The organism is Pseudomonas sp. GW821-FHT07E12 (genome assembly GCF_058986605.1).
This window is the reverse complement of the sequence record NZ_JBYSVX010000003.1, coordinates 17621-41951: the sequence shown is the minus strand read 5'-3', so window position 1 is coordinate 41951 and position 24331 is coordinate 17621. Positions and strand designations below refer to the sequence as shown.

Sequence of the window (24331 nt, the reverse complement as noted above, 5' to 3'; positions counted from 1 at the left end):
CCCACAGGCAACCCCAGCGGAGTCATCCAACTCAGCGACGCGCAATCACAAAATTGCCGAAGCCCACGCCCAGATCCCACCCCTCGCCGGTTCCGGCCAAGGCCAGCGAGATATCGCCCTTGGTCACCACCTGTGCGTTGCTCGACTTGGATGCACCGGCGTGCACTTCCGCACCACCATAAGTGCCGATCAGGTCATTGAGGCTGTAGGCACCGGTGAACTTGCCCTTGCCATTGACGATCTTCGATTTACCCACCGTCAGGCCGCCACCCTTGGCGGTAATCCGCACCGGAATGCTGGCGCCGTTGTCGCAGGTGATGGTGCCGTTGCCGCTGGCGGTCTTGTAGAAGAGTGACCAGCCGGACAGGTTGAAGCGCAATTCGCAGTCGATATTGCCCTGCGCATGTGCCTGCGGGGCCAGCGAGGCTGCAGCCAGCAGCGCGATCAGGCTCAAGGTTTTTGTCACGGGTGGCTTCCTGTGTGAAGACGGCCGCGAGATTAGCAGTGCAGGCGTCAGCACCGCGAGCACACTCGCGCCTGTGACGTGGTTCCGTTCAGCGATCAGCGATGCGACATCGCTCCACGCCCGGGCTGCCGCAGCGGCGCGCAGCATGTGATCATCGCCAGCGATGAAACATATCGCCCTCCTCTTCCTCGCATTCGCCGCGCCGGCCCTGGCCGCCGCGCAGGATGCCGCCCCCATCCCGGTCCAGGGCTACCGCGTGGTCCGGACCTATCCACACGACAGCGCCGCCTATACCGAGGGCCTGCTCTATCACGACGGTCATCTGTACGAGAGCACCGGCGAGATCGGCTATTCCAGCGTGCGCAAGGTCGATCTGGACACCGGCCGGGTGCTGCAACGCCTCGATACACCGCCGCCCTACTACGGCGAAGGCATCGTGATCTGGCACGACAAGCTCGTGCAGCTGACCTGGCGCAACCAGCAGGGCTTTGTCTATGACCTGGCGACGTTCAAGCCACGCGCGCGTTTCGCCTATCCAGGCGAGGGCTGGGCGCTTACCAGCGACGGCAACACCCTGTACATGAGCGATGGCAGCGCCACCATCCGTCGGCTCGACCCGGACACCCTGCAGCAGGTCGGCACGATCGAGGTCACCGCGGACGGCAAGCCGCTGCGCAACCTCAACGAACTGGAATGGGTGAAGGGCGAGATCTTCGCCAATGTGTGGCTGACCAATCGTATTGCCCGGATCGATCCGGCCAGCGGCAAGGTGATCGCCTGGATCGACCTCAGCGCGCTGGTACCCGCTCCCGAAACGTTGACCGACCCGAACAACGACGTGCTCAACGGCATCGCCTATGACGCCGATCGCGACCGCCTGTTCGTCACCGGCAAGCGCTGGCCGACGTTGTACGAGATTCGGTTGGCCAAGCCCAACGCCGGACGCTGATATCGCCGGGTCATGCGAAACAGCACGCTGCCGCAGCCACCGCAGGAGCGGCTTCAGCCGCGGCTGAGCTCTCCCGGCGGCGTTTCCAACGCACTGTTTGAAGCAACAACAACAGCACCGGACTCAAACATCGCCGGGAAAGCCCTATCGCGGCTGAAGCCGCTCCTGCGTGAAGCAAATGGCGATATAGCCTTAGGACTCGGTCAGTTCAAACGTGTCGGCATCCAGCATCGCCGGGAAGCGCTCGCGGTGCTGGGCCAGCGCTGCGGCCGAAATCGTGGTGGTCACCACCTGCTCGCGCTCGCGGATTTCCAGTTGCGGCTGGCCGAGGAAATCGATCACCGCGCTGTCGCCGGCATAGTGCAGCTCGTTGCCGTCCACGCCGACCCGGTTGACCGCGGCGACGTAGCACAGGTTCTCGATCGCGCGTGCGCGCAGCAGCGTCTTCCATGGGTAGGCGCGCGCGGACGGCCAGTTGGCGACGAAGATCTGCAGGTCGAAATCCAACTGCCCGGGACGCTCCACATCGAAGCGATTGCGGCAGAACACCGGGAAGCGCAGGTCGTAGCAGACCTGCGGATTGATCCGCCAGCCCTTCCACTCCACCGTCAGCCGGTCGCGGCCGGCCGCGTAGCGCTTGTGCTCGTTGGCGTAGCGGAACAGGTGACGCTTGTCGTAGTGGGACAGTGCGCCATCGGGTGTGGCGAACAGCAGCCGGTTGAACACGCCTTCGGAGGTGCGCAGTTGCACGCTGCCGGTGATCGCCGCACCCAGCCGGGCCGCCTGCTCGCGGATCCAGGCCACGGTCGGGCCCTCCATGCCTTCGGCGCGATCGATCGCATCGTTGGAGAAGCCGCTGGTGAAGGTCTCCGGCAGGATCACCAGATCGGTCACCCCAGCCAACGGTGCCAGCAGCGCGCCGTAGTACTCACGGTTGCCGGCCGGATCGTGCCAGCGGGTGGCGCCCTGGACTAGGGAAATACGCAAATCTTGCATGAGGGGTCCTCGGATCGGTGCTTCGCTCCTCTGTGGGAGGGGCTTCAGCCCCGACGAGCTTTACCGGGAAAGTCCGTCGGGGCTGAAGCCCCTCCCACAGAGGAGCAGTTTCAACTCAAAGTTTCTGCAGCCGCTCGATCGCCGCATCCAGCGTCGCTTCGTTCTTGGCAAAGCACAGCCGTGCCAGACGCTGGCCTGCCGGCGGGGTCTCGTAGAACGGCGACAGCGGAATCGCGGCGACGCCCTTCTCGATGGTCAGCCACTTCACGAACTCGGTGTCCGGCAGGTCGCTGACCGCCGAGTAGTCCACCAACTGGAAGTAGCCGCCCGGCACCGGCAGCGGCTTGAGCCGGGTGGTCAGCAACTGCTCGCGGAAACGGTCGCGTTTGGCCTGGTAGAACGCGCCAAGCTGCTCGTCGTGCTCCGGCTCGTCGCGCACCATCGCGGCGAAGGCATGCTGGGCCGGGGCGAAGGTCGCGAAGGTATTGTACTGGTGGACCTTGCGGAACTCGGCGGTCAGCGCCGGCGGCGCGATCGCGTAACCGATCTTCCAGCCGGTGCAGTGGTAGGTCTTGCCGAAGCTGGAGATGACGAAGGCGCGCTCGCGCAGTTCCGGCCAGCGCAGCACCGACTCGTGACGGCGGCCGTCGAACACGATGTGCTCGTAGACCTCGTCGGAGATCAGGAAGATGTCGGTGCCGTGCAGCAGCTCGGCCAACGCGCGCATGTCGTCGGCAGAGAACATCGCGCCTGACGGGTTGTGCGGGCTGTTGATCATCAGCAGCCGGGTCTTGGGTGTGATCGCCGCACGCACCTTGTCCCAGTCCGGGGCGAAGGTCTGCGGGTCCAGCGGCACATGCACGGCGCGCGCGCCGGCCAGATCGATCGCCGGCTCGTAGCAGTCGTAGGCCGGGTCGAGCACGACCACTTCCTCGCCCGGGCGCACCACCGCATGGATCGCGTTGAAGATCGCCTCGGTGGCGCCGCTGGTCACGGTGATCTCGGTGTCGGCATCGACCTGCGCGCCGTAGCAGCGCAGTGCCTTGCCGGCGATGGCCTGGCGCAGCGGTGCCACGCCGGTCATCGGCGGGTACTGGTTGTGGCCGGCGCGCATCGCCTTGTCGAGTTCGTCGATCAGGCGCGGCGGCACGGCGAAGTCCGGGAAGCCCTGACCGAGGTTGACCGCACCGTGCTCGGCCGCCAACTGCGACATCACGGTGAAGATGGTGGTGCCTACCTTGGGCAGCTTGGTCGTCAGGGGCATCGCGCGGTCCGGTGCATCGGGGGGAGGCGCGAGTTTACTTAAAAGTCGGGATTCGGGATTCGGGATTCGGGAGAAACATCATCAGGCTTCGCTGCTTGGTCAAGTTCTTGGGATGTTCCTGCTTCGGTTTTTTGTGGGAGGGGCTTCAGCCCCGACAAGAAAGCCGGTAAAGCCCGTCGGGACTGAAGTCCCTCCCACAACAGCATTGTTTCCGAGGCGGCCTTTCGCCCGTCCAGTCCAAGTCCCCGAACCCGAGTCCCGGCTACAATGCCGCCCGCCTCCACGCCTGCCTGGCGCCGCTCCCCGATGACCGATCCGCTGTACTCCGCGCCGCCCCTGCTCGCCGCGCATGCGCTGGCCTTCACTCGTAATGAAGAGCCGGTGTTCGGCCCGGTCGATTTCCATGTCGATACTGGCGAAGCGTTGCTGGTGCAGGGCGACAACGGCGCCGGCAAGACCACGCTGCTGCGCCTGCTGGCAGGTCTGCTGCATATGGAATCGGGCCGGATCGAGATCGATGGCCGCCCCGCCCGACGTGGCGACCGCAGCCGCTTCATCGCCTATCTCGGCCACCTGCCGGGCCTGAAAGCCGACCTGACCACGCTGGAGAACCTGCACTTCCTGTGTGGTCTGCATGGCCGTCGCGCCAAGCAGATGCCCGGCAGCGCGCTGGCGATCGTCGGCCTGGCCGGCTATGAGGACACGCCGGTGCGGCAGCTCTCGGCCGGACAGAAGAAGCGTCTGGCGCTGGCACGACTGTGGCTGTCGCCAGCACCGCTGTGGCTGCTCGACGAGCCCTACGCCAACCTCGACCTGGACGGCATCAACCTGGTCAACCGGATGATTTCCGCACACCTGCGCGGCGGTGGCGGCGCACTGGTGACCACCCATGGCGCCTATGCCGCGCCGCCGGTACGCACCCGCATGCTGGTGCTGGGAGAGCAGGCATGAGCGTGCCCTCGCCCACTCCGTCGTTGTGGCACGCCACGCGGGCGCTGGTCACCCGCGACCTGCGGCTGCTGTGGCGCCGTCGCGGCGATGCGCTGCAGCCGGTGCTGTTCGCGCTGCTGATCGTGGTGCTGTTCGCGCTCGGCCTGGGCACCCGTCCGGATCTGCTGGGACAGGCCGCGCCAGCGGTGATGTGGCTGGCGGTGCTGCTGGCCGGGCTGCTGTCGCTGGACTCGCTGTTCCGTGGCGACGTCGAGGATGGCTCGATGGAGCAATGGCTGCTCGCGCCGGTGCCGCTGGCCTGGCTGATCCTGGTGCGCGTGCTGCTGCACTGGGCCACCAGCGCGTTGCCGCTGATCGTGGCCGCGCCGCTGCTGGGCGAATTGCTGCACCTGCCGCATGACCAATTGCCGATGCTGCTGGCATCGTTGGCGCTGGGAACGCCGCTGCTGAGTCTGCTGGGCGCGGTGGTGGCCGCACTGACGGTCACCATGAAACGCTCTGGTATTCTCGTTGCGTTGTTGGCGTTGCCGCTGTATGTACCGGTACTTGTGTTCGGCGCCGGCAGTGTCGCCGCCAGCGCGCAGGGACTGGATGCGGTGGGTGCGTTGTTGTTGCTGGGTGCGGGGCTGGTCGCAGGGCTGGTGCTGGCGCCACTGGCCGCGGCAGCCGCGATCCGCATCTCGCTGAGTTGACCGGAACTTCTGAAACGAGAGCCCATCGCCATCGCATGAATCCTGTCGTCCGCTGGTTCCACCAACTCGGCTCGCCCCCGCACTTCGATCGCTTCGCCAGGCGCTGGGCGCCGTGGTGCTATGCCGCCGCGCTGGTGCTGTGCGGGTTCGGCCTGTGGCAGGCGCTGTTCGTGGTGCCGGCCGATTACCAGCAGGGCGACAGCTTCCGCATCCTCTACATCCACGTGCCCAGTGCCTGGATGAGCCTGTTCGTGTTCGGGCTGATGGCGCTGTACGCAGCGATCGCGCTGATCTGGCGGATCAAGCTGTGCGAGATCCTGGCGATGGCCTGTGCGCCGATCGGCGCCGCCTTCACCCTCATCACCTTGTTGACCGGCAGCCTCTGGGGCAAGCCGATGTGGGGCACCTGGTGGGACTGGGACCCGCGCCTGACCACCGAGCTGATCCTGTTGTTCCTGTACCTGGGCGTGATCGGCCTGTACCAGGTGATCGACGACCACCGCAACGCCGCTCGCGCGGCCGGGCTGCTGGCGATCGTCGGCGTGGCGCTGCTGCCGGTGATCCGCTATTCGGTGGTGTGGTGGAACTCGCTGCACCAGGGCCAGACCATCCGCCTGTTCGGCGAATCGAGCATGGACCCGAGCATGCTGGCGCCGCTGTGGCTGATGGTGTTCGCCACCAAGTTCTGGTTCGCCGGCTCGCTGCTGGTGCGCGCCCGCGCCGACAACCTGCGCCGCGAGGCCGGCAAGGACTGGGTTGGCAAGCTGGCCGAGGAGCGCGCATGAACTACCTGCCCTATGTCATCGCCGCCTATGCGGTGTTCGTGCTGGTGCTGGCCTGGGACTTCCTGGCGGCGCGCTGGCAGATCCGGCGCGCGCTGCGCCAGGCCAGGACCCGCCGTCAGCGCCAGCGCGACAAGGCCGCCACGCCCCGCGATGCGGAGCTGGTGCGGTGAACCCGGTGCGGCGCAAGCGCCTGCTGTGGGTGCTGGCGCTGGTGTTCGCCGGCGGGCTGACCACCACGCTGGTGGCGATGGCGCTGCAGCGCAATGTCGCCTACCTCTATACCCCGTCCGAAGTACTGCGCGGCGAGGCCGGGGCCCATGCCCGCTTCCGGCTTGGCGGCATGGTCGAGAAGGGCTCGTTCCAGCGTGCGGCAGGTTCGCTGCAGGCGCATTTCCGGGTCACCGATGGTGATGGGCAATTGTTGGTCAGCTACGACCGGATCCTGCCGGACCTGTTCCGCGAGGGTCAGGCGGTGATCGCCACCGGCCGCATGCAGGACGGGGTGTTCGTCGCCGAGGACGTGCTGGCCAAGCACGATGAGACCTACATGCCCAAGGAAGTGGCCGACAAGATGGGCGCGGCGCATAAGAAGCATCAGGTGGTGGAGGGGATGCAGTGAGGCTCTGTGAGGCCGGGACCCGGGACCCGGGACCGGGGACCCGGAAAAGCGGAGTTCGCGGTATTGCGGCCGCTTTGGCATTTGATTTTCCCGGGTCCCCGGTCCCGAGTCCCCGGTCCCGCCATGCTCCCTGAACTAGGTCAAGTCTTCCTCATCCTCGCTCTGCTGGTCGTACTGCTGCAGGCGGTGCTGCCGCTGGCCGGGGCACAGCGGGGCAACTCGGCGTGGATGGCGGTGGCGCGTCCCGCCGCGTTCGCACAGCTGGCGCTGGTGGCCGGTGCTTTCGCGGTGCTGACGCATGCCTTCGTGGTGCAGGACTTCTCGGTGCGCTACGTCGCCGAGAATTCCAACTCGCTGCTGCCGCTGGCATACCGCTACTCGGCAGTGTGGGGTGCGCACGAGGGCTCGCTGCTGCTGTGGACGCTGGTGCTCGCGCTGTGGACCGCAGCAGTGGCACTGGCTTCGCGCCACTTGCCCGAGCGCGTGATCGCACGGGTGCTCGGCGTGATGGCGATCGTCAGTCTCGGCTTCCTCGCCTTCCTGCTGTTCACCTCCAATCCGTTCGCACGGCTGCTGCCCGCCCCTGCGGAAGGTGGCGACCTCAATCCGCTGCTGCAGGATCCGGGGCTGATCGTGCATCCGCCGATGCTCTATACCGGCTATGTCGGCTTCGTGGTGCCGTTCGCATTCGCGATCGCCGCATTGCTGGAAGGTCGCATCGATACACAGTGGCTGCGCTGGACACGGCCGTGGACCAACATCGCCTGGGGTTTCCTGACGATCGGCATCGCGCTCGGCAGCTGGTGGGCCTATTACGAGCTGGGCTGGGGCGGCTGGTGGTTCTGGGATCCGGTCGAGAACGCCAGCTTCATGCCGTGGCTGGCAGGTACCGCGCTGCTGCACTCGCAGGCGGTGACCGAGAAGCGCGGCAGCTTCGCCGGTTGGACGCTGCTGCTGGCGATCGCCGCGTTCGCACTGTCGTTGCTCGGCACCTTCCTGGTGCGCTCGGGCGTGCTGACCAGCGTGCACGCCTTCGCCGCCGATCCCTCGCGCGGGTTGTTCATCCTGATCTTCCTGCTGCTGGTGGTGGGCGGTTCGCTGCTGCTGTACGTGCTGCGCGCGCCACGCCTGGAAAGCCCGAACAGCGCGGCACGCGCGCCGTTTGCCGGCTATTCGCGCGAAACCCTGCTGCTGCTCAACAACCTGCTGCTGAGCTGCGCCTGCGCGATGGTGCTGCTGGGCACGCTGTATCCGCTGCTGGCCGATGCGTTGAATCTGGGCAAGCTCTCGGTGGGACCGCCGTACTTCGGCACGCTGTTCGTGTTGCTGATGGCGCCACTGGTGGCCTTGGTGCCGTTCGGTCCGCTGACGCGCTGGCAGCGCGAGCAAGCCTCGCGTCCGCTGGCGATGCTGCTGCCATGGGCGCTGCTGGCCGTGGTCGCCGCTGGGTTGGCGTGGTTCGTGGCGCCACAGGGCAAGCTCAAGGCGGCGTTCGGTGTACTCGGCGCAGCCTGGGTAGTGCTCGGCACGCTACGGTTTGTTGCCAGCCGCTGGCAGGCGCAGGGCCGCCGCTTCACTGCCGAGATGCTCGGCATGTGTCTGGCTCATGTCGGCATCGCCGTGTTCCTGGCCGGTGCACTGCTGGTGGAATCGTTGAGCGTACAGCGCGAGGTCGCGCTTGCTCCCGGCCAGTCGCTGTCGCTGGGGCGCTACGAGCTGCGCTTCGACCATCTCGATGAGAAACAGGGGCCGAACTATTTATCCGATCGCGCCACGCTCAGCGTCTTGAGCAACGACCGCCTGATCACCACGCTGCACCCGGAGAAGCGCCGCTACGCCAGTGGCGGCCAGGTCATGACCGAGACCGGCATCCATCCCGGCCTGTTCGGCGACATCTACGTTGCGCTCGGCGAACCACTGGGCAACGATGCCTGGGCGGTGCGCGCCCACCTCAAGCCGTTCGTGCGCTGGATCTGGCTGGGCGCACTGCTGATGGCGCTGGGCGGATTCGTCACTGCTGCCGACCGGCGCTTCCGCCGTACCCCGGAGAAATCCTGATGCCCCATACGAATTCCCGTCGCCTGCCGACTGTTGCGATCGTCGCCGGCGTACTGCTGTTCGTGGCGATGGCCGCGCTGCTGGTGTACGCGGTGAAGCGTTCCGGCGATGCCGATCGCGATGCGCTGCCGTCGGCACTGATCGGCAAGCCTGCGCCCGATTTCGACCTGCCGCTGCTGCACGATCCCGGCGTCCGCGCGCACGCCCGCGACCTGCTCGGCGCGCCCTATGTGCTCAACGTCTGGGGCAGTTGGTGTCCCGCCTGCCGGGTCGAGCACCCGGTGTTGACCCGGTTCGCGCTGAGCAAGCGCGTGCGCGTGATCGGCTACAACTGGAAGGATGACCGCGAAGACGCGCTGCACTGGCTGGAGCAGCTCGGCAATCCGTTCTTCCTGGTGTTGGCCGACCCGGAAGGCCGCACCGCGATCGACTGGGGCGTGGCCGCCGCGCCGGAGACCTTCCTGGTCGACGGCAGCGGCATCGTGCGCTGGAAGTACAGCGGCGCGCTCACCGACGAGGTGATCCAGAAACAGTTGCTGCCGGCACTGCAGAAGGCCGAACGCAGCGCCGCACCGCCGCCGCACACGTTGAACGCCGCGCAATGAAGAAGCTCTGGCTGCTGCTGGTGCTGCTGGCCGCGCCGGCCTTCGCCGAACCGCTAGGCGATCCCACGCCGCTGCACTATCGCAGTGCCGCCGAAGAGGCGCGCTTCCACGCATTGACCGCCGAGCTGCGCTGCGTGCAGTGCCAGAACCAGTCGCTGGCCGACTCCAACGCGCAGATCGCCCACGATCTGCGCCGCGAAGTGCTCGACCTGATGCAACGCGGCCGCAGCGACGCACAGATCAAGCAGTTCCTGGTCGAGCGCTATGGCGAATTCGTGCTGTATCGCCCGCAGTTGGAGCAGCGTACCTGGCTGCTGTGGTTCGGCCCGCTGGCGCTGCTGTTGATCGGCGTGATGATCGTGCTGCGCATGCTCCGGCGGCATCGCGATGGCCGCGTGCCGCTTGCTGGCGACGATCAGGAATGGTGACGCCCCTGTTCGCCACCATTGCCGCCGTATTGACGATCGCAGCGCTCGGCGCCGTGTTGCGACCGTTGTGGCGCCAGTCGCGAGGCGTGGTGCTGACCGGCGTGGTGTTGCTGGGCGTGGCCAGCTTCGCGCTGTACCGCATCGTTGGTACACCGGCGGCATTGGATGCTCCTACGCAGGCCGAGTCGCAGCCGCGCAGTCTTGATGAAGCCATCGTGCAACTGCGCGCGGCCCTCCAGCGCGATCCCAACCAGGTCGAAGGCTGGCTGCTGCTGGGACGCTCGCTGATCAGTCAACAGAAATTTACCGAGGCACGCGATGCATTCGCACATGCGCTTGAACTCGCGCCCGATCAACCGGAAGTGATGGTGGCCGCAGCGCAGTCGCGCATGCTGGCTGCGCCGGACCAGCGCCTGGACGCCACCGCTGTGCAACTGCTCGAACGCGCGCTCGTGCTGCAGCCGACCCACCAGCGCGCACGCTGGTTCCTGGGCGTGGCGCAGCGTCAGGCCGGACAGCCGGCGCAATCAGCGCAGACCTGGCAACCGCTGCTGTCGGAAGTGGATGCCGGTACCCGCGCCAGCCTGCTCGAACAGATCAACCTGGCACGCGGTGAAGCCGGCGAGCCACCACTGGATTCCCCTGCTCCCGCGCAAACAACCCTCACGGTCAAAGTCGCACTTGACCCGGACTTCGCCGCACGCGTGCGCCTGCGCGGCGATGCCAGCGTGTTCGTGATCGCGCGCATCCCCGGCGGCCCACCGATGCCGGTCGCGGTCGAAAAACACGCGCTGCAGGAGCTGCCGCTGACGGTGACGCTCGACGATGGCGACAGCCCGATGCCGACCCAGAAGCTGTCGGCGCTGAGCGAAGTCGAAGTGTTCGCGCGCCTGTCCGCGAGCGGCAACGCGATGCGCGAGGACGGTGATATCGAATCGGTGCCGGTGCGGGTAAAACTGCCGCGCGAGACGCCAGTCGAGTTGGTCATCGGTGGCCGCTGACTAACTTGGCTGACTAACTTGTAGGAGCGGTGTCAGCCGCGATGAGGCCGTTCCAGGAAGGCTCCATCGCGGCTGACGCCGCTCCTACGATCTGCTTCGCAGGCAGAACATCCCATCGCCGATACGACACCGCGTGCCGGCAACGACGGTAATTGCAATGCCAAGCTTGGCTAGAATCCCCGGATGACCGAATTCATCCCGCCCGCAAGCCAGTTCCACGCCCTGCCCTCACCCTTCCCGATGAAGCGCGGCGGCGAGCTGCATGGCGCGCGCATCGCCTACGAAACCTGGGGCGAACCCGATGCCCAGCGCGGCAACGCGATCCTGATCGTCACCGGCCTGTCGCCGAACGCGCATGCCGCACGCAACGCCGGCAACCCCGAAAACGGCTGGTGGGAGGCGATGCTCGGTCCTGGCAAACCGATCGATACCGATCGCTGGTTCGTGGTCTGCGTGAACTCGCTCGGCGCCTGCAAGGGCTCGACCGGGCCGGCCTCGATCAATCCGGACACGGGCGAGCTTTATCGCCTGGTCTTTCCGGAACTGTCGATCGAAGACATCGCCGATGCCGCCGCTTCGGTGGTGCATGCGCTCGGCATCGAACAACTGGCCTGCCTGATCGGCAACTCGATGGGCGGCATGACCGCACTGGCGCTGTTGCTGCACCACCCTGGCATCGCCCGCAGCCACATCAACATCTCCGGCAGTGCGCAGGCACTGCCGTTCTCGATCGCGATCCGCTCGCTGCAACGCGAGGCGATCCGCCTGGACCCGGACTGGAACGGTGGCGACTACAACGAATCGCGCTATCCCGAGAACGGCATGCGCATGGCACGCAAGCTGGGCGTCATCACCTACCGCTCGGCACTGGAATGGGACGGCCGTTTCGGGCGCGTGCGGCTGGATTCGGACCAGGCCGACGAGGATCCGTTTGGCCTGGAATTCCAGGTCGAAAGTTACCTGGAAGGCCACGCGCGCCGCTTCGTGCGCTTCTTCGACCCGAACTGCTATCTGTACCTGAGCCGCTCGATGGACTGGTTCGACCTGGCCGAATACGCCAACGGCGACGCGCTGGCCGGGCTGGCCAGGATCAAGGTCGGCAAGGCGCTGGCGATCGGCGCCAACACCGACATCCTGTTCCCGGTACAGCAGCAGGAACAGATCGCCGAAGGCCTGCGCCGGGGCGGTGCCGATGCGCAGTTCATTGGCCTGGACTCGCCACAGGGACATGACGCGTTCCTAGTCGATTTCGATCGCTTCGGGCCAGCGGTGCGCAAGTTCCTGGATGCGCTTCAAATCGACTCCGGTTCGTAAGCGACGAACCTCAGGGTTTTTTCACCACTGCGGCACCGGATGGGAGCGGGCTCCCGTCCGATGCCATGGGGATCATCAGCTCCACCGCGTGCCCATTCCGGCCATCGACCAGCACCGAGTGGCGTTCGCCACGCGCGAACAGCTCCTGCTCGCCCCACTGCCGCAACGCCACCAATAGCGGGAACAGGCGCTTGCCGCGTTCCGTCAGCACGTACTCCTGATAAGCCGATCCATCGGAAGCCGGCTGCGTCTCCAGGATGCCGCCCTCCACCAATCGCCGCAGGCGATCGGAAAGGATGTTGCGCGCCGCGCCCAGGCTGCGCTGGAAATCACCGAAGCGACGGACTCCATCGAAGGCGTCACGGACGACCAGCAACGACCAGTGGTCGCCAATCAGTTCAAGCGACCGGGCGACAGGACAGGTTTCACGACTCGCGGATGGACGGGGCATGGACAGGACTCATGGACACTGGTTGCATTTTAAAACCAGAAACCTCAGGATGCATCAAGTTTCATTATGAAACCACATTGTAATGAACAAGCCTCGCCCCTCTACCGCGCCATCGATCACCACCGAAACGCCCACGTCACATCAGCACCTGCCCAGGAGCCTGCGGCTTCTGTTCGCCCTCGCATGCGGGGTGAGCGTGGCAAACGTCTACTACGCGCAACCGCTGCTGGATACGCTGGCCCGTGACTTCGCCATTGATGCCGCCTTCGTCGGCGCGGTGGTCACCGCAACCCAGGCGGGATGTGCGTTGGCGTTGCTACTCGTGGTCCCCCTGGGTGATCGGTTCGACCGCCGGTCGCTGATGATCGTGCAATCGCTGGGACTGGTCGGTGCATTGGTGCTGGTCGGGTACGCCAGGCTCTTGCCGACCCTGGTGATCGGCATGCTCAGCGTCGGCCTGCTCGGCACTGCGATGACTCAAGGCCTGATCGCCTACGCCGCAAGTATCGCCGCACCCTCCGAACGCGGAGCGGTGGTCGGAGCCGCCCAGGGCGGCGTATTCGTCGGCCTGCTGTTGGCCCGGGTGTTCGCTGGCGCTGTCAGCGCCCCATTCGGATGGCGCGGGGTCTATCTCTGCGCGGCGGTGATCCAACTTGGATTCACCTACCTGCTGTGGCGCAGACTTCCATCCCCCACCGCGCAGGCGAACACGCCCCGGTATCCGGCGCTGCTGGGCTCGATGTTCACGTTGCTGCGCACGGAACGCACGCTGCAGATCCGCGGCATGCTGGCGTTGCTGATGTTTGCCGCATTCAACATTTTCTGGAGTGCATTGACGCTGGTGCTGAGCGCACCGCCCTATCGCTATTCGCACACGATGATCGGCGCGTTTGGCCTGGCAGGCGCAGCCGGTGCACTGGCCGCCACGCGTGCCGGACGCCTGGCCGACCTGGGACTTGGACAGCGCACCAGCCTGCTGGCACTGGCCGCCTTGCTGCTGGCCTGGTGGCCGCTGTCCGCCCTGCATGTTTCGCTATGGGCACTGATCATCGGCATCGTGGTGCTCGACCTGGGCGGACAGGCACTTCATGTCACCAACCAGAGCATGATCCTCGACGCGCGCCCGGAAGCCTCCGGCCGGATGATCGGCCTGTACATGCTGTTCTACGCAGTCGGCAGCGGCCTGGGCGCCATCGGTGCCACGTTCGCTTACGCCCATGCCGGCTGGAATGGCGTGTGCCTTCTGGGTTCGACCGTCAGTCTGCTGGCGTTGTCGTTCTGGGCAGCCAGCCGACGCTGGATGCCGGCTGCCCGACCATCACACAGGCATGATGTGCACACCCGGCCCGGGCTTAATCGCGTGGATTCGCCCTGATCGGGAAGTTCCTCGACACATCCTGAGATGAGTTGGTCCACACGGCATCAACCGCGCGGATCCACCTCTATCCGCGAGTCCAGCGCGAATTCCTCGCTGGAAGGCAATTGGCCACTCGCTGCGATACAAGCTGGCGACAATGCCTGCTCGGCCATGTAGTGCTCACGCATCTTCCGTACTTCGCGCTCAGCTTGATTCATAGAGGCAAGCGGCGTTCCGATACTGAAGTTCATCGGCATCTGCATTCGCGTGGCCACTTGTGTGCCATCGATCGATTCGGGTTTGAAACGCTGCCCCTTCAGCCACTGCCGCGCCGAATCCTCGAACCCGCGACGTGCAGCCGAACTGATCGGCGAATCGAAGTCGACTTTCTCCAACACTGCTTTGCCGTCGCCCTGCACCACGTACTGCAACTGCAGGTTCGCCGAAACACCTCCACGAAGAGCAGCGACCGGATAGCGGGGCGCCAGGAACTCAGGATTTGGATCCGAACCGGGGCCATGGCCACTGTAGGCAACCGCCAATCGCATCGCGTCACCCTCGGAAGGCACAAGACAAGCCGTCAAGCGGACATATGTCGTCGCTGCAACGGCATGACCATTCACCTGCGGTGGCGCGAAACGCCACTTCTCGACCTGGCGCTCGATCGGCCCGCGCAAGGCATCCGGCAGCCGCCGATCGATGCTGGTCGCATGCGCCTGGCCATCGGCCGCGATCTCCACCTGCACCTGAGTATTGAACGCGGCGACCTTCGCCTCTTCAGCACCCGCTACCGCAGTAGTCGCGCCGGCCAGTAGACCGCAAGCCATGGCGATTCCGTACCTAGTCATCATCGACAACTCCCTATCGAATAGACCGCGATCTTCGCCCAGGGCAGGCTGTGGGGCAAGCGCGCACCGCCTCGCTGTGCTGCTACAGCTTTCCAAAGCTGCGTGCGATTTCGCGGCTGCACAACACCGGCTTGCGGCACATCGGGTTGATCATCCTCCATGGTTTTAGCGGCGGCACGAAGGTTCTTCGACGCTCTACAGGCTCGTGCTTAACACTGGTCGCAGGAAAATCACAGTGACATCGCCGGCGCGACCGATCTATCTGCCTGCTGTTGCTGTAGCGCTTGTTCTCGGGTCTGCTGCAACTCCTGCGAGATCACCTGATTCGCGGCTTCCAGCTTCGTATCGGATTGCTCCAGCGGTGTATGCACCGCTTGCTCGACATCCACCGCAGCGCGCTTGTGCGCGGGATCACTTGGATCACCCTGCACCGCGAAGGCGAACCGGCCGTCCTTGCCGAGCAGCACATGATCGACACGTTCCAGTGCATTGCCCGCCAGTGGAACCTTACGGCCGGGATACAGCTCGCGATTGTCTTTGCTGGCGGCCAGCAGGCTGCGACTCAGGCGCTCGCTGGTCTCGTCGTAGCTCCTGCCGTGGGCCGTGTCTATATCGCGCACACCCTGCCTGATCTGCTCCAACATGCTGTGATCCGGGTGCGCGGGATCCTCTGGCGATACACGTCGATCTACCGGATCATTCGGCGCCTGCAGCGTATGCGCCGTCAGGAATTCCGGCACGTGGGCTGACGGCTGCAGACTCCGATACTCGAACTTTCCGGCCAAGTCCTGGTTCATCGGTTCCGCATCACGACACGGATCGACGATCTTGCAGTTCGCCAGTTCTTCGCGCAGATCGCGTTGCCCGTCGTGGTCCAGCCCCGGCAACGCAGTTGCGCCACGCGCTTGATAGACGGTGTACTGCGATGGGTCATCGGGCAGCGAGCGGTGCTCGAACAAAGGTGCATCGCGCAGGCCGTTCAGATAATCGGCCATCTGGTTGAAGGCCAAAGCTTCCAGGCCGCCTTCGCCGTTGCCACCGCCCACGTTGGAGTGTCCACCCGGCACCGGAACATTGAGGAAGCGCGCATCCGCGCTCAACGCCGGAGCCACGATGGTCTCGTGCGGAAATACCTTGCGCTGCTCGTTCGCCGCCATCATCGAGAAGGCACTGATGACCGATGGCGGCAGCCGGGCATCGTAGTTCTTCGGCATGTTGGTTCCGACCGGGTCGAACAACCCCATCGCCTGTGCGACTTCGCCCGGTGGCACCAGCGGTGGGTGTGGACTCTGGACGGTGATGTTGCCTTGGGCGTCGCGGCCGAAGCTCAGGCCGTCCGGGCGGGCAATACCGTACTGATCAACCAACCTGGCGAATCCTGGCGCGAGAACAGCACCGCGGCTATAACCGACTTCAGCGATACGAATCTCGGCGTCTGGATCTTGCTCTCGCCAAATTTTTGCCTGCTGAACAAGCCCCGTATATGCCTTCTCGATCTTGTCGTCCCAGGTATAGGCAAGAGCGCCATCCAAAGTGCGTGTCAATGGGTTCGCTTGGGTACCAATGCCTTCAACATACTTATAACCAATTCGCAAATCAGGATTTTGCCCAATTTCTTCAATCTGCGCTTTCAGAACACCCACATTGGAGGGCAGTTGCCTTTGATTATTAGCATCCTGCCCAGTTCCATCGAACATGGCAACAAACATATATTCATGATTATTTTCAGCTCGCTGAAGTATTGGAACTAGGTGCCTTGCCTGCTGTGCTTGAGACTGCTCATAGAGTCCCAGCTCCTCATTCGTCACGGGACGAGACGTACCACCCTTGAACAATTCGCCCACGGCATCACTCCTTGTGCTCAGTAGGTAAAGGTTTTGATCAGGATCAAATCATTGCGAAAGTTACTCTCGGGATTACCGGGCTTCTGCAGGTGCTTCGTCGAAATGAAGGCGCGCATATAGATCCGAATCGTACGATCGTTCACCTCCATCAAGATGGCCGGATCAAACTCATATCTCCCATTTGGCACATCCGCCATTTCTTCACGAGACAGGTTATGCCTGATCAATTCATCCTTGAATATCTCTCCAATATCGATTAGAGCCTCGTGTGATTGCCCATCCTTCGAACGCCATGTGACCTGTGCCGGCGGAGGGAAATTTCTGATATCAATATGGGTGCCACTCCAGTTCCTCTGATAATCAGGACCATAGCTGTCCGAAGGGGGCTGCAGTTTGGCCTCCCCCCTCAAGGCCTGCCAGGTATTTGCATACCAGACCTTACAGCCATAGGTGTCATAGCAATACACGCCAAAACTATGCCGCTTGAACTTAAGTGGCCACTGTTTGACAGGCTCGATGGGAACGGTGGAAGTGGATGCGGTGGTGGCCGTCATGGTGGGCTCCTTGCTGACGGGGGTGGAATGGGCACAGGCTGCCAGCGTCGCACCGGCGACCACAACGAGCATGGCGCGAAGCATGCCGAAAGACATCAATCTCTCCTTGATCCATAAAACAACCGATACCACGGCCCATGCCGTGGCCGTCCGCATCTCGTTCCACTGCAGGACGAACAAGCGCTTTCGCGAGTGTCGAATGGAGCAATCCGACTGTCAAATCTTTGACGAAAGCCAGCTACACAGCTGTGACGGCGGTTCACAGTGCGTGAAGCTTCCCGTCCTGCATCCGATAGCGCCGGTGCACCACACCTTCAGGCAGTTCGTCATGGCTGATCATCACCAGCGTGCGTTCACCCAGTGCCTGCGCCAGATCGCGCAGCAGCGCATGTGCGGTATCGACGTCGAGACCTTCGGTGGGCTCGTCGAGCAGCATCACCGGGGTGTTGCGTAGCAGCGCACGGGCCAGCGCCAGACGGCGCGCCTGACCGGCGGACATCGTGGCGCCGTTTTCGCCGATCCAGGCATCCAGGCCACCTTGATGCTGCGCCCATTCATGCATTCGGACCTGCTCCAGCACCGACCACATCGCAGCTTCGTCGGCCTGCGGATCACCGATGGCGAGGTTCTCGCGCAGGGTACCGGCGAACACCGGCGCGTTCTGCGGCAACCAGGCAATGCAGCGATGCCACGCTGCCTGTGCCATCTCGCGCAGGTCGACGCCGCCGTAACTCACCCGCCCTTCCGACGGATCCCACAGACGCAACAGCAGCGAGGACAGGGTCGTCTTGCCACAGCCGCTATCGCCGCTGATGAGGATGCGCTCACCAGGCACGACACGCAGATCCAGACCATCCAGCAGCACGCGCCCGCTCCCGGACCAGGCGAAACGCACATTCTCGAAGCGGATCTCACCGCGTGTCGGTGGTGCGGTCGATATCGCCGGATCGACCACGCTGACCGGCTGTTCCACGATCGTCTGTAATCGCTGCGCGGCGACGCGCCCGGATTGCAGCGCCTGCCAGGCCAAACCGGCGCCGGCTGACACTTCCAGCAACGCCAGCATCAGGAATACCAGCGCCGCCGCCATTTCCGGCGCGATCACGCGCTGCTCGGCCGCCGACAACGCCAGATACAGCATCGCCAGCAAGCCGATGCCACCACAGGCCAGATGCAGTGCGTTACCCGCGACAAGCCGACGACGCTGACGGCGATCTCCTTGCGCCACCTGTTCGGCAGCTTGTGCCACACGTGCGATCCAATCCGGCTCGGCCTGCACCGCGCGCAGGTCGGCCGCGCCTTCGAGCCCCTCGAACGCCAGCGTGCGCAACTCGGTGCGCTGCGTCGCGCGCAGCTGTTCGCGTGCCTGCGCGCCACGCGCGACCTGTGATGGCACCAGCAGGCCGATCGCCAATCCCGTCGTTGCGATCAACACCGCCGCCGGTCCGTAGATCAATGCGGCCGCCACCACACCCACTACGCCGATACCGAGCAGTGCCGTCAGCGGTGCCAACGCACGCACCGTCAGTCCGTCAACCTCACCGATGTCCGACATCAACCGCGCCATCAATTCGCCAACGCGGCTGGCCGACAACCGGGCCGGCGCCAGCGGCAAGGCACGGCGGAAAAACCACACCCGCAGGTCGCGAGCGATGCGAAGGGTGGCGTCGTGTCCGATCAACTTCTCGCCGTAGCGCGAGGCGATCCGCACGAAGGTCAATGCACGAATGCCGGCAGACGGCGAGAAGAAGTTGAAACCGGCCACACCACCCGCCACACCGGCCAATGCCGCCGCGGTCAGGAAGCCGCCAGACACGCCCAGCAGCGCTACCCCGGCCAGCATCGTCACCAGCATCAGCAGCGCCGAAAGCAACAGCCGACGACGGTGGCGGAGGAACACATCAATGAGGTCATCACGTGGCGGACTCATGCCCCACCCTCCGCATCGGCATGCTGCGACGGCAGGCGATACACCACATCCGCCCAAGCCATCGCGGCATCACCGTGCGTTGCGACCACCACTGCACGTCCACGCGCGTAGGCGGCCAGCGCGTGCAGCAAGTCGGCTTCTGTCTCCGGATCCAGAAAGGCGGTGGGTTCGTCGAGCAGCAACAGATCCGGATCGCGCAACAGCAGTCGCGCCAGCGCAATGCGTCGTGCCTCGCCACCGGATAGACCGAAGCCACGCTCGCCGATCACGGTGTCCAACCCGTCCGGCAGGTGTTCGGCGAAACGCATCACCTGCGCGACCTCCGCAACCGCCTGCAAGCGAGCGCGCGTGGCCTGTGGATCCGCCAGGCGCAGGTTGTCGGCGATGCTGCCGTGAAACAGGTAGGGGCGTTGCCCGGCGTAGCCGACCTTCATGCCCGGCCGCAGCAGCGCACGCCCCTGCTCTGGCGGTAACCAGCCAGCCATCACTTCCAACAGGGTGCTCTTGCCGCTGCCACTCGGGCCGACCAGTGCCAATCGCTGTCCCGGTTGCAAGGCAAGCGACACGTCATGCAGCACGGCAGCGGGTGCGCCAATCGGTCGCAGCATGACATGCCGCAGTTCCAACAGCGGCGCATGCTGCTCGGCGACTTCCAGCACACGTGCCGGAGCCGTGTCGTCCGCCGCCATCGACGTGTCGGACGCACCGATCAGCCGCTCCACTTCCGCAACCGCCGCAAGCGCATTGGCACGGTCGTGGTAATGCGCGGCCAACCGTCGCATCGGCCCATGGAACTCCGGGGCCAGCAGCAGGCAGAACACACCGACGCCCAGCGAACCTGCGCCGGCCAAGGGGATCATCCCCAGATAACCCAGGCCCAGATACAACGCCACCATCGCCACGCTCACCGAAGCGAAGAACTCCAGTGTGGTCGAAGACATGAACGCGATCCGCAACACCTTGAGCGTGCGCTGACGCACGCCTTCGGCGGCGGTCTCGATGCCGGCCAGCTCGGCTTCACCGCAGCCATACACGCGCAGCAATCCCAGCCCCTTGAGCCGATCGGCGAAATGCCCGCCCATGCGCGCCAGCTCGGCCAATTGCGCGCGGCCGGCGGCTTCGGCGCCCCAACCCACCAGCATCATGAACACAGGAATCAGCGGCGCGGTGCCGAGCAGGATCACCGGCACCACGCGATCGACGCAGACCACCGCGAGCAGGATCGCCAACGGCACCACCGCGACCTCGACGCGCGCCAGTCGATAGCCGGTGTAATAGCCCTCCAGCGCATCGGCATGCGCGAGCAGCAATTCACCCAGCTCGCCGACACGGCGTTGCCGCAGCCACAACGGGCCGCGCTCCATTACCTGGCGATAGACCCAACCACGTAGCGCCAGACGTGCGGTGTCAGCCACTCGTCCCGCCAGCAGCTGCGCGGCCGATTGCAGCCCGAGCCGCACCGCGAGCACGGCGGCCAGCGCAAGGAAGCCCGGCCAGAGCGTGGCTACTGGCCGATGCAGCTCGAACGCGGCATGCACCAGCCATGCGATCGCCGCCGCCTGTATCACCAGCAGCACGCCGGATGCACCGATTGCCGCCGCAGCCCCGGCATCGGCCCGCCGGGCGCCGCCAGCCAGTGACGCCAGCCATTTCACGCGTCGTCGACACAGTTCGGGTGTATCGCTGGAAGTTGCCGCGATGTCGCTCAAATCACCCTCGTCAGGCAGTACGGGTGGTCGTCGATTGTAGTCGGCAGGCGCGACCTGCGGCCCATCATCGGAGATGAGGCAAATCGTCGCATTGTTCCAATCCGATACCGAGCGCACCATCCGCCCCGATCACATCACAAGCTCCCGAAAACTCAACGAGATGGCCCCGCCATGATCGACTCGACCGTCGTAGAACTGTCACGGTTGCAGTTCGCACTGACCGCGATGTATCACTTCCTCTTCGTTCCATTGACGCTCGGGCTGTCTCTCATGATCGCGATCATGGAGAGCGTCTACGTCATGACCGGACGCGATGTCTGGCGCCGGATGACGGTGTTCTGGGGGGCGCTGTTCGGCATCAACTTCGCGATGGGCGTCGGTACCGGCGTGGTGATGGAGTTCCAGTTCGGCATGAGCTGGTCCTACTACAGCCACTATGTCGGCGACGTGTTCGGCGCGCCGCTGGCGATCGAAGGGCTGATGGCGTTCTTCCTGGAGGCGACCTTCGTCGGCCTGTTCTTCTTCGGCTGGAACCGCCTGTCGCGCGTGCAACACCTCACCATCACCTGGCTGATGGCGCTGGGCACCAACCTGTCGGCGCTGTGGATCCTGATCGCCAACGGCTGGATGCAGAACCCCACCGGCGCGGTGTTCAACCCGGACACGATGCGCATGGAAGTGGTCGACTTCATGGCAGTGCTGTTCAACCCGGTCGCGCAGGCCAAGTTCGTGCATACGGTCAGCGCCGGCTATGTCACCGGCGCGGTGTTCGTGATGTCGATCAGCGCGCTCTATCTGTTGCGTGGCAAGTACCGCGATATAGCCCGGCGCTCGTTCGCGGTGGCTTCCGCATTCGGCCTGCTGTCGGCGCTGTCGGTGGTCGTGCTGGGCGATGAGAGCGGCTACACGGCCAACGAACATCAGAAGATGAAACTGGCCGCGATCGAGGCGATGTGGGAAACCGAACGCGCACCGGCAGACTTCACTGCCTTCGGCATTCCGAACCAGCAGACCCACCAGAACGACTACGCGATCAAGATCCCCTATCTGATGGGCCTGATCGCGACACGCTCGCTCGATACGCCGATCCCCGGCATCCTCGAACTGGTGGAGCGCGCCGAACATCGCGTGCGCGGCGGCCAGATCGCCTACGGTGCGCTGGAACGGCTGCGTGCCGACCGCAATGATGTGGCCGCACGCGAGGTGTTCGAGCGCCATTGGCAGGATCTGGGGCATGGACTGCTGCTCAAGCGCTATCGCGAGGACATCCTCAACGCCACGCCCGAACAGATCGCACAGGCGGCGATGGATACGGTGCCGCGCGTATTGCCGTTGTTCTGGGCGTTCCGGGTGATGGCCGGCCTGGGCTTCTACCTGATCGGCTTCTTCGTGCTCGCGTTCTGGTTCTCCTGCAAGCACAACTTCGAGAGCAAGCGCTGGTTCCTCAGACTGGCGGTGTGGACACTGCCGGCGCCGTGGATCGCGATCGAATGCGGCTGGTTCGTGGCCGAGTACGGCCGCCAGCCTTGGGCGGTGGAAGGCGTTCTGCCGACGTTCTACGCCGCCTCGGGCCTGGCCCTGCATCAGATCCTGCTGTCGCTGTGCGGCTTCGTCGCGCTGTACACCGTGCTGCTGGTGATCGAGATCAAGTTGATGGTGAAGTCGATCCGCAAGGGCCCCGACGAACTGGCACCGCCGCTGATCGTGCATCCATCGCCTGCCCCTCTCACACCCCAAACGCTGGCCGGCGGCCAGTCGTAAGGCAGGAGAACACATCATGGATTTCGTACTGCTCGACTACACCACCCTGCGGCTGATCTGGTGGTTGCTGCTCGGCATCCTGCTGATCGGCTTTGCCGTGATGGACGGCTTCGATCTCGGCGTGGGCGCGCTGCTGCCATTCGTGGCGCGCAACGATGCCGAACGCAGGCTGGTGATCAACACCATCGGTCCGGTCTGGGAAGGCAATCAGGTCTGGTTGATCCTGGGCGGCGGCGCGATCTTCGCGGCGTGGCCACCACTGTATGCAGCGAGTTTTTCCGGCTTCTATCTGGCGATGTTCGTCATTCTGTTCGCCCTGATCCTGCGCCCGGTCGGTTTCAAGTTCCGCAGCAAGATGCCCAGCCAGCGCTGGCGTGACAACTGGGATCGGGCCTTGTTCGTCGGCGGCTTCGTCCCGGCGCTGATCATGGGCGTGGCAGTGGGCAACGTGCTGCTGGGTGTGCCGTTCCACTTCGACAACAGCATGCGGGTGTTCTACACCGGTTCGTTCTTCGGGCTGCTGACACCGTTCGCGCTGCTCGCCGGCCTGCTCAGCGTGGCGATGCTGGTGGCGCATGGCGCGGCGATGCTGGTGTTGAAGACCGATGGCCCGGTCGCCGAACGCGCTTCAAAGTACGGTAGCGTCGCCGCGATCGTCGCCTTCCTGCTGTTCGCGCTGGGCGGCGTGCTGATCGCCACCTGGCTACCGGGCTATGCGGTCACCTCGGCGCTGGCGACCGACCTGGACAGCAATCCGCTGCTCAAGACCGTCGCCATCGGCGCCGCCGGCGGCTGGCTGCACAACTACAGCACGATGCCGGCCACGCTCCTCGCCCCGGCCGTGGGCCTGCTCGGGTTGCTGGCCAGCGCGGCGTTGCTGCGCATGCGCCGCGGTGGATTGGCCTTCATCGCCTCGGGTGCGGCGATCGCCGGCATCATCCTGACCGTGGGTTTTGCAATCTTCCCGTTCCTGCTGCCCTCCTCCACTGTCCCGGCTTCCAGCCTCACGGTTTGGGACGCCTCCAGCAGCCACCTGACGCTGTGGATCATGCTGCTGGTCACCGCACTGTTCCTGCCGATCATCATTGCCTACACCACCTGGGTCTACCGGGTACTGAAAGGCAAGGTCACCGCCGACGAGATGGACCGCAACCCCAACGCCTACTGATTGCCCGGTTTTCCTTATTTGAATCCCCGCACATGGATGTGCGGGCTCTTGCAAAGGGACCTGCACCGTTGAATCCCCGCACACGGACGTGTGGGCTCTTGCAGAGGGACCTGCCCAAAGGAGCAAAAAATATGTGGTATTTCGCCTGGATCCTGGGGACCGGCCTGGCCGCACTGGCCGCCGTGCTCAACGGCATGTGGTTCGAGATGCGCGAAGACGATGCGTCCGATGAAAAACGCTGAAAGCAAGACTTGCCGTGCCATGAGCGATCCCTCATCATGTGCGGCCACCGCGGGGTGTAGCTCAGTCTGGTAGAGCGCTACGTTCGGGACGTAGAGGTCGCAGGTTCGAATCCTGTCTCCCCGACCAGTTTCAGGCCAAGGGCCGGCGCAAGCCGGCCCTTGGTTTTTCCGGCATCCAGGCCTCCCCCGCCTTGCAAGGCCTCCGGTTCACCGGGGCTCTTGCCGAAGCCGCGCCAGGCCGGTATCATGCGCGGCTCATTCGGGGTGTAGCTCAGTCTGGTAGAGCGCTACGTTCGGGACGTAGAGGTCGCAGGTTCGAATCCTGTCTCCCCGACCAGT

General features: G+C 64.8%; 24 protein-coding genes and 2 tRNA genes. 17 read left to right on the top strand and 9 right to left on the bottom strand.

The window, feature by feature from the left end:
- Nucleotides 1-31: 31 nt before the first annotated feature.
- Nucleotides 32-466, bottom strand: a complete 435-nt coding sequence (locus tag AC3WJE_RS03000) for a hypothetical protein (protein WP_493729296.1) — start codon at nucleotides 464-466, stop codon at nucleotides 32-34.
- 163 nt (nucleotides 467-629) lie between these two features.
- Here AC3WJE_RS03000 and AC3WJE_RS02995 point away from each other — a divergent pair, with 163 nt between their 5' ends.
- Nucleotides 630-1415, top strand: a complete 786-nt coding sequence (locus AC3WJE_RS02995; protein ID WP_493729295.1) for a glutaminyl-peptide cyclotransferase — start codon at nucleotides 630-632, stop codon at nucleotides 1413-1415.
- A gap of 192 nt (nucleotides 1416-1607) precedes the next feature.
- On the opposite strand, the gene AC3WJE_RS02990 is transcribed toward AC3WJE_RS02995, so the two are convergent.
- Together AC3WJE_RS02990 and AC3WJE_RS02985 are read right to left on the bottom strand one after the other, a co-directional pair.
- The gene (locus AC3WJE_RS02990) at nucleotides 1608-2411 is read right to left on the bottom strand and encodes an amidohydrolase (RefSeq protein ID WP_493729294.1); all 804 of its coding nucleotides are present in this window, start codon (nucleotides 2409-2411) and stop codon (nucleotides 1608-1610) included.
- Between the two features lie 115 nt (nucleotides 2412-2526).
- Complete coding sequence (locus AC3WJE_RS02985) at nucleotides 2527-3675, bottom strand: pyridoxal phosphate-dependent aminotransferase (RefSeq protein ID WP_493729293.1); 1149 nt, start codon at nucleotides 3673-3675, stop codon at nucleotides 2527-2529.
- Between the two features lie 306 nt (nucleotides 3676-3981).
- On the opposite strand from AC3WJE_RS02985, the gene ccmA reads away from it, so the two are divergent.
- From ccmA to metX, 10 genes are all read left to right on the top strand, one after another.
- Entirely contained in the window at nucleotides 3982-4626 is a 645-nt protein-coding gene (gene ccmA, locus AC3WJE_RS02980) for a heme ABC exporter ATP-binding protein CcmA (protein ID WP_493729292.1), read from the top strand.
- Nucleotides 4623-5318, top strand: coding sequence for a heme exporter protein CcmB (ccmB, locus tag AC3WJE_RS02975; protein WP_493729291.1), 696 nt, complete (start codon nucleotides 4623-4625; stop codon nucleotides 5316-5318). Before ccmA ends, ccmB begins: the two co-directional genes overlap by 4 nt.
- A gap of 35 nt (nucleotides 5319-5353) precedes the next feature.
- On the top strand, nucleotides 5354-6103 hold the full coding sequence (locus tag AC3WJE_RS02970; protein WP_493729290.1) for a heme ABC transporter permease: 750 nt from the start codon (nucleotides 5354-5356) through the stop codon (nucleotides 6101-6103).
- Entirely contained in the window at nucleotides 6100-6273 is a 174-nt protein-coding gene (gene ccmD, locus AC3WJE_RS02965) for a heme exporter protein CcmD (protein WP_493729289.1), read from the top strand. The genes AC3WJE_RS02970 and ccmD overlap by 4 nt, the downstream gene beginning before the upstream one ends.
- On the top strand, nucleotides 6270-6722 hold the full coding sequence (gene ccmE, locus AC3WJE_RS02960; RefSeq protein WP_493729288.1) for a cytochrome c maturation protein CcmE: 453 nt from the start codon (nucleotides 6270-6272) through the stop codon (nucleotides 6720-6722). Before ccmD ends, ccmE begins: the two co-directional genes overlap by 4 nt.
- 123 nt (nucleotides 6723-6845) lie before the next feature.
- Nucleotides 6846-8780, top strand: coding sequence for a heme lyase CcmF/NrfE family subunit (locus AC3WJE_RS02955; protein ID WP_493729287.1), 1935 nt, complete (start codon nucleotides 6846-6848; stop codon nucleotides 8778-8780).
- Nucleotides 8780-9385, top strand: coding sequence for a DsbE family thiol:disulfide interchange protein (locus AC3WJE_RS02950; RefSeq protein ID WP_493729286.1), 606 nt, complete (start codon nucleotides 8780-8782; stop codon nucleotides 9383-9385). Before AC3WJE_RS02955 ends, AC3WJE_RS02950 begins: the two co-directional genes overlap by 1 nt.
- Nucleotides 9382-9813, top strand: coding sequence for a cytochrome c-type biogenesis protein (locus AC3WJE_RS02945; protein WP_493729285.1), 432 nt, complete (start codon nucleotides 9382-9384; stop codon nucleotides 9811-9813). Before AC3WJE_RS02950 ends, AC3WJE_RS02945 begins: the two co-directional genes overlap by 4 nt.
- Nucleotides 9807-10814, top strand: a complete 1008-nt coding sequence (locus AC3WJE_RS02940; RefSeq protein WP_493729284.1) for a tetratricopeptide repeat protein — start codon at nucleotides 9807-9809, stop codon at nucleotides 10812-10814. Before AC3WJE_RS02945 ends, AC3WJE_RS02940 begins: the two co-directional genes overlap by 7 nt.
- 183 nt (nucleotides 10815-10997) lie before the next feature.
- A complete protein-coding gene (gene metX, locus AC3WJE_RS02935; protein WP_493729283.1) occupies nucleotides 10998-12128 on the top strand; it encodes a homoserine O-acetyltransferase MetX in 1131 nt (376 codons plus the stop codon).
- A 10-nt stretch (nucleotides 12129-12138) separates the two neighbouring features.
- Here metX and AC3WJE_RS02930 read toward each other — a convergent pair whose 3' ends face one another.
- The gene (locus tag AC3WJE_RS02930; protein ID WP_493729282.1) at nucleotides 12139-12579 is read right to left on the bottom strand and encodes a winged helix-turn-helix transcriptional regulator; all 441 of its coding nucleotides are present in this window, start codon (nucleotides 12577-12579) and stop codon (nucleotides 12139-12141) included.
- Nucleotides 12580-12661: 82 nt separating this feature from the next.
- On the opposite strand from AC3WJE_RS02930, the gene AC3WJE_RS02925 reads away from it, so the two are divergent.
- Complete coding sequence (locus AC3WJE_RS02925; RefSeq protein ID WP_493729281.1) at nucleotides 12662-13954, top strand: MFS transporter; 1293 nt, start codon at nucleotides 12662-12664, stop codon at nucleotides 13952-13954.
- Nucleotides 13955-14001: 47 nt separating this feature from the next.
- Here the strand turns inward: AC3WJE_RS02925 and AC3WJE_RS02920 are convergent, their stop codons facing one another.
- The 5 genes from AC3WJE_RS02920 to cydD all read right to left on the bottom strand — a co-directional run bounded on the left by AC3WJE_RS02920 (nucleotide 14002) and on the right by cydD (nucleotide 20821).
- Nucleotides 14002-14763, bottom strand: coding sequence for an energy transducer TonB (locus AC3WJE_RS02920; protein WP_493729280.1), 762 nt, complete (start codon nucleotides 14761-14763; stop codon nucleotides 14002-14004).
- A 251-nt stretch (nucleotides 14764-15014) separates the two neighbouring features.
- Nucleotides 15015-16628: an XVIPCD domain-containing protein gene (locus tag AC3WJE_RS02915; protein ID WP_493729279.1), complete on the bottom strand. Its 1614-nt coding sequence runs from the start codon at nucleotides 16626-16628 to the stop codon at nucleotides 15015-15017.
- Between the two features lie 17 nt (nucleotides 16629-16645).
- Nucleotides 16646-17278, bottom strand: a complete 633-nt coding sequence (locus AC3WJE_RS02910; RefSeq protein WP_493729278.1) for a hypothetical protein — start codon at nucleotides 17276-17278, stop codon at nucleotides 16646-16648.
- A 163-nt stretch (nucleotides 17279-17441) separates the two neighbouring features.
- Nucleotides 17442-19112, bottom strand: coding sequence for a thiol reductant ABC exporter subunit CydC (gene cydC, locus AC3WJE_RS02905; RefSeq protein ID WP_493729277.1), 1671 nt, complete (start codon nucleotides 19110-19112; stop codon nucleotides 17442-17444).
- Complete coding sequence (cydD, locus tag AC3WJE_RS02900; protein ID WP_493729276.1) at nucleotides 19109-20821, bottom strand: thiol reductant ABC exporter subunit CydD; 1713 nt, start codon at nucleotides 20819-20821, stop codon at nucleotides 19109-19111. Before cydD ends, cydC begins: the two co-directional genes overlap by 4 nt.
- 171 nt (nucleotides 20822-20992) lie before the next feature.
- On the opposite strand from cydD, the gene AC3WJE_RS02895 reads away from it, so the two are divergent.
- From AC3WJE_RS02895 to AC3WJE_RS02875, 5 genes are all read left to right on the top strand, one after another.
- Entirely contained in the window at nucleotides 20993-22582 is a 1590-nt protein-coding gene (locus AC3WJE_RS02895) for a cytochrome ubiquinol oxidase subunit I (protein WP_493729275.1), read from the top strand.
- Nucleotides 22583-22610: 28 nt separating this feature from the next.
- A complete protein-coding gene (gene cydB / locus AC3WJE_RS02890; RefSeq protein WP_493729461.1) occupies nucleotides 22611-23750 on the top strand; it encodes a cytochrome d ubiquinol oxidase subunit II in 1140 nt (379 codons plus the stop codon).
- A 131-nt stretch (nucleotides 23751-23881) separates the two neighbouring features.
- Nucleotides 23882-23992 (top strand): cytochrome bd-I oxidase subunit CydX, encoded by a 111-nt coding sequence (gene cydX / locus AC3WJE_RS02885; RefSeq protein WP_493729274.1) that lies wholly within the window; start codon nucleotides 23882-23884, stop codon nucleotides 23990-23992.
- Between the two features lie 50 nt (nucleotides 23993-24042).
- Nucleotides 24043-24119: transfer RNA gene (locus AC3WJE_RS02880), tRNA-Pro, on the top strand.
- Nucleotides 24120-24252: 133 nt separating this feature from the next.
- Nucleotides 24253-24329 (top strand) — tRNA-Pro (locus tag AC3WJE_RS02875).
- Nucleotides 24330-24331 lie beyond the last annotated feature (2 nt).

Excerpts from the sequence above, each read along its gene's own strand:
- AC3WJE_RS02995 (WP_493729295.1), top strand. The coding sequence starts at position 630 with ATGAAACATATCGCCCTCCTCTTCCTCGCATTCGCCGCGCCGGCCCTG.
- AC3WJE_RS02990 (WP_493729294.1), bottom strand. The coding sequence starts at position 2,411 with ATGCAAGATTTGCGTATTTCCCTAGTCCAGGGCGCCACCCGCTGGCAC.
- AC3WJE_RS02985 (WP_493729293.1), bottom strand. The coding sequence starts at position 3,675 with ATGCCCCTGACGACCAAGCTGCCCAAGGTAGGCACCACCATCTTCACC.
- ccmA (WP_493729292.1), top strand. The coding sequence starts at position 3,982 with ATGACCGATCCGCTGTACTCCGCGCCGCCCCTGCTCGCCGCGCATGCG.
- ccmB (WP_493729291.1), top strand. The coding sequence starts at position 4,623 with ATGAGCGTGCCCTCGCCCACTCCGTCGTTGTGGCACGCCACGCGGGCG.
- AC3WJE_RS02970 (WP_493729290.1), top strand. The coding sequence starts at position 5,354 with ATGAATCCTGTCGTCCGCTGGTTCCACCAACTCGGCTCGCCCCCGCAC.
- ccmD (WP_493729289.1), top strand. The coding sequence starts at position 6,100 with ATGAACTACCTGCCCTATGTCATCGCCGCCTATGCGGTGTTCGTGCTG.
- AC3WJE_RS02955 (WP_493729287.1), top strand. The coding sequence starts at position 6,846 with ATGCTCCCTGAACTAGGTCAAGTCTTCCTCATCCTCGCTCTGCTGGTC.
- AC3WJE_RS02950 (WP_493729286.1), top strand. The coding sequence starts at position 8,780 with ATGCCCCATACGAATTCCCGTCGCCTGCCGACTGTTGCGATCGTCGCC.
- AC3WJE_RS02945 (WP_493729285.1), top strand. The coding sequence starts at position 9,382 with ATGAAGAAGCTCTGGCTGCTGCTGGTGCTGCTGGCCGCGCCGGCCTTC.
- AC3WJE_RS02940 (WP_493729284.1), top strand. The coding sequence starts at position 9,807 with ATGGTGACGCCCCTGTTCGCCACCATTGCCGCCGTATTGACGATCGCA.
- metX (WP_493729283.1), top strand. The coding sequence starts at position 10,998 with ATGACCGAATTCATCCCGCCCGCAAGCCAGTTCCACGCCCTGCCCTCA.
- AC3WJE_RS02930 (WP_493729282.1), bottom strand. The coding sequence starts at position 12,579 with ATGCCCCGTCCATCCGCGAGTCGTGAAACCTGTCCTGTCGCCCGGTCG.
- AC3WJE_RS02925 (WP_493729281.1), top strand. The coding sequence starts at position 12,662 with ATGAACAAGCCTCGCCCCTCTACCGCGCCATCGATCACCACCGAAACG.
- AC3WJE_RS02920 (WP_493729280.1), bottom strand. The coding sequence starts at position 14,763 with ATGGCTTGCGGTCTACTGGCCGGCGCGACTACTGCGGTAGCGGGTGCT.
- AC3WJE_RS02910 (WP_493729278.1), bottom strand. The coding sequence starts at position 17,278 with ATGTCTTTCGGCATGCTTCGCGCCATGCTCGTTGTGGTCGCCGGTGCG.
- cydC (WP_493729277.1), bottom strand. The coding sequence starts at position 19,112 with ATGAGTCCGCCACGTGATGACCTCATTGATGTGTTCCTCCGCCACCGT.
- AC3WJE_RS02895 (WP_493729275.1), top strand. The coding sequence starts at position 20,993 with ATGATCGACTCGACCGTCGTAGAACTGTCACGGTTGCAGTTCGCACTG.
- cydX (WP_493729274.1), top strand. The coding sequence starts at position 23,882 with ATGTGGTATTTCGCCTGGATCCTGGGGACCGGCCTGGCCGCACTGGCC.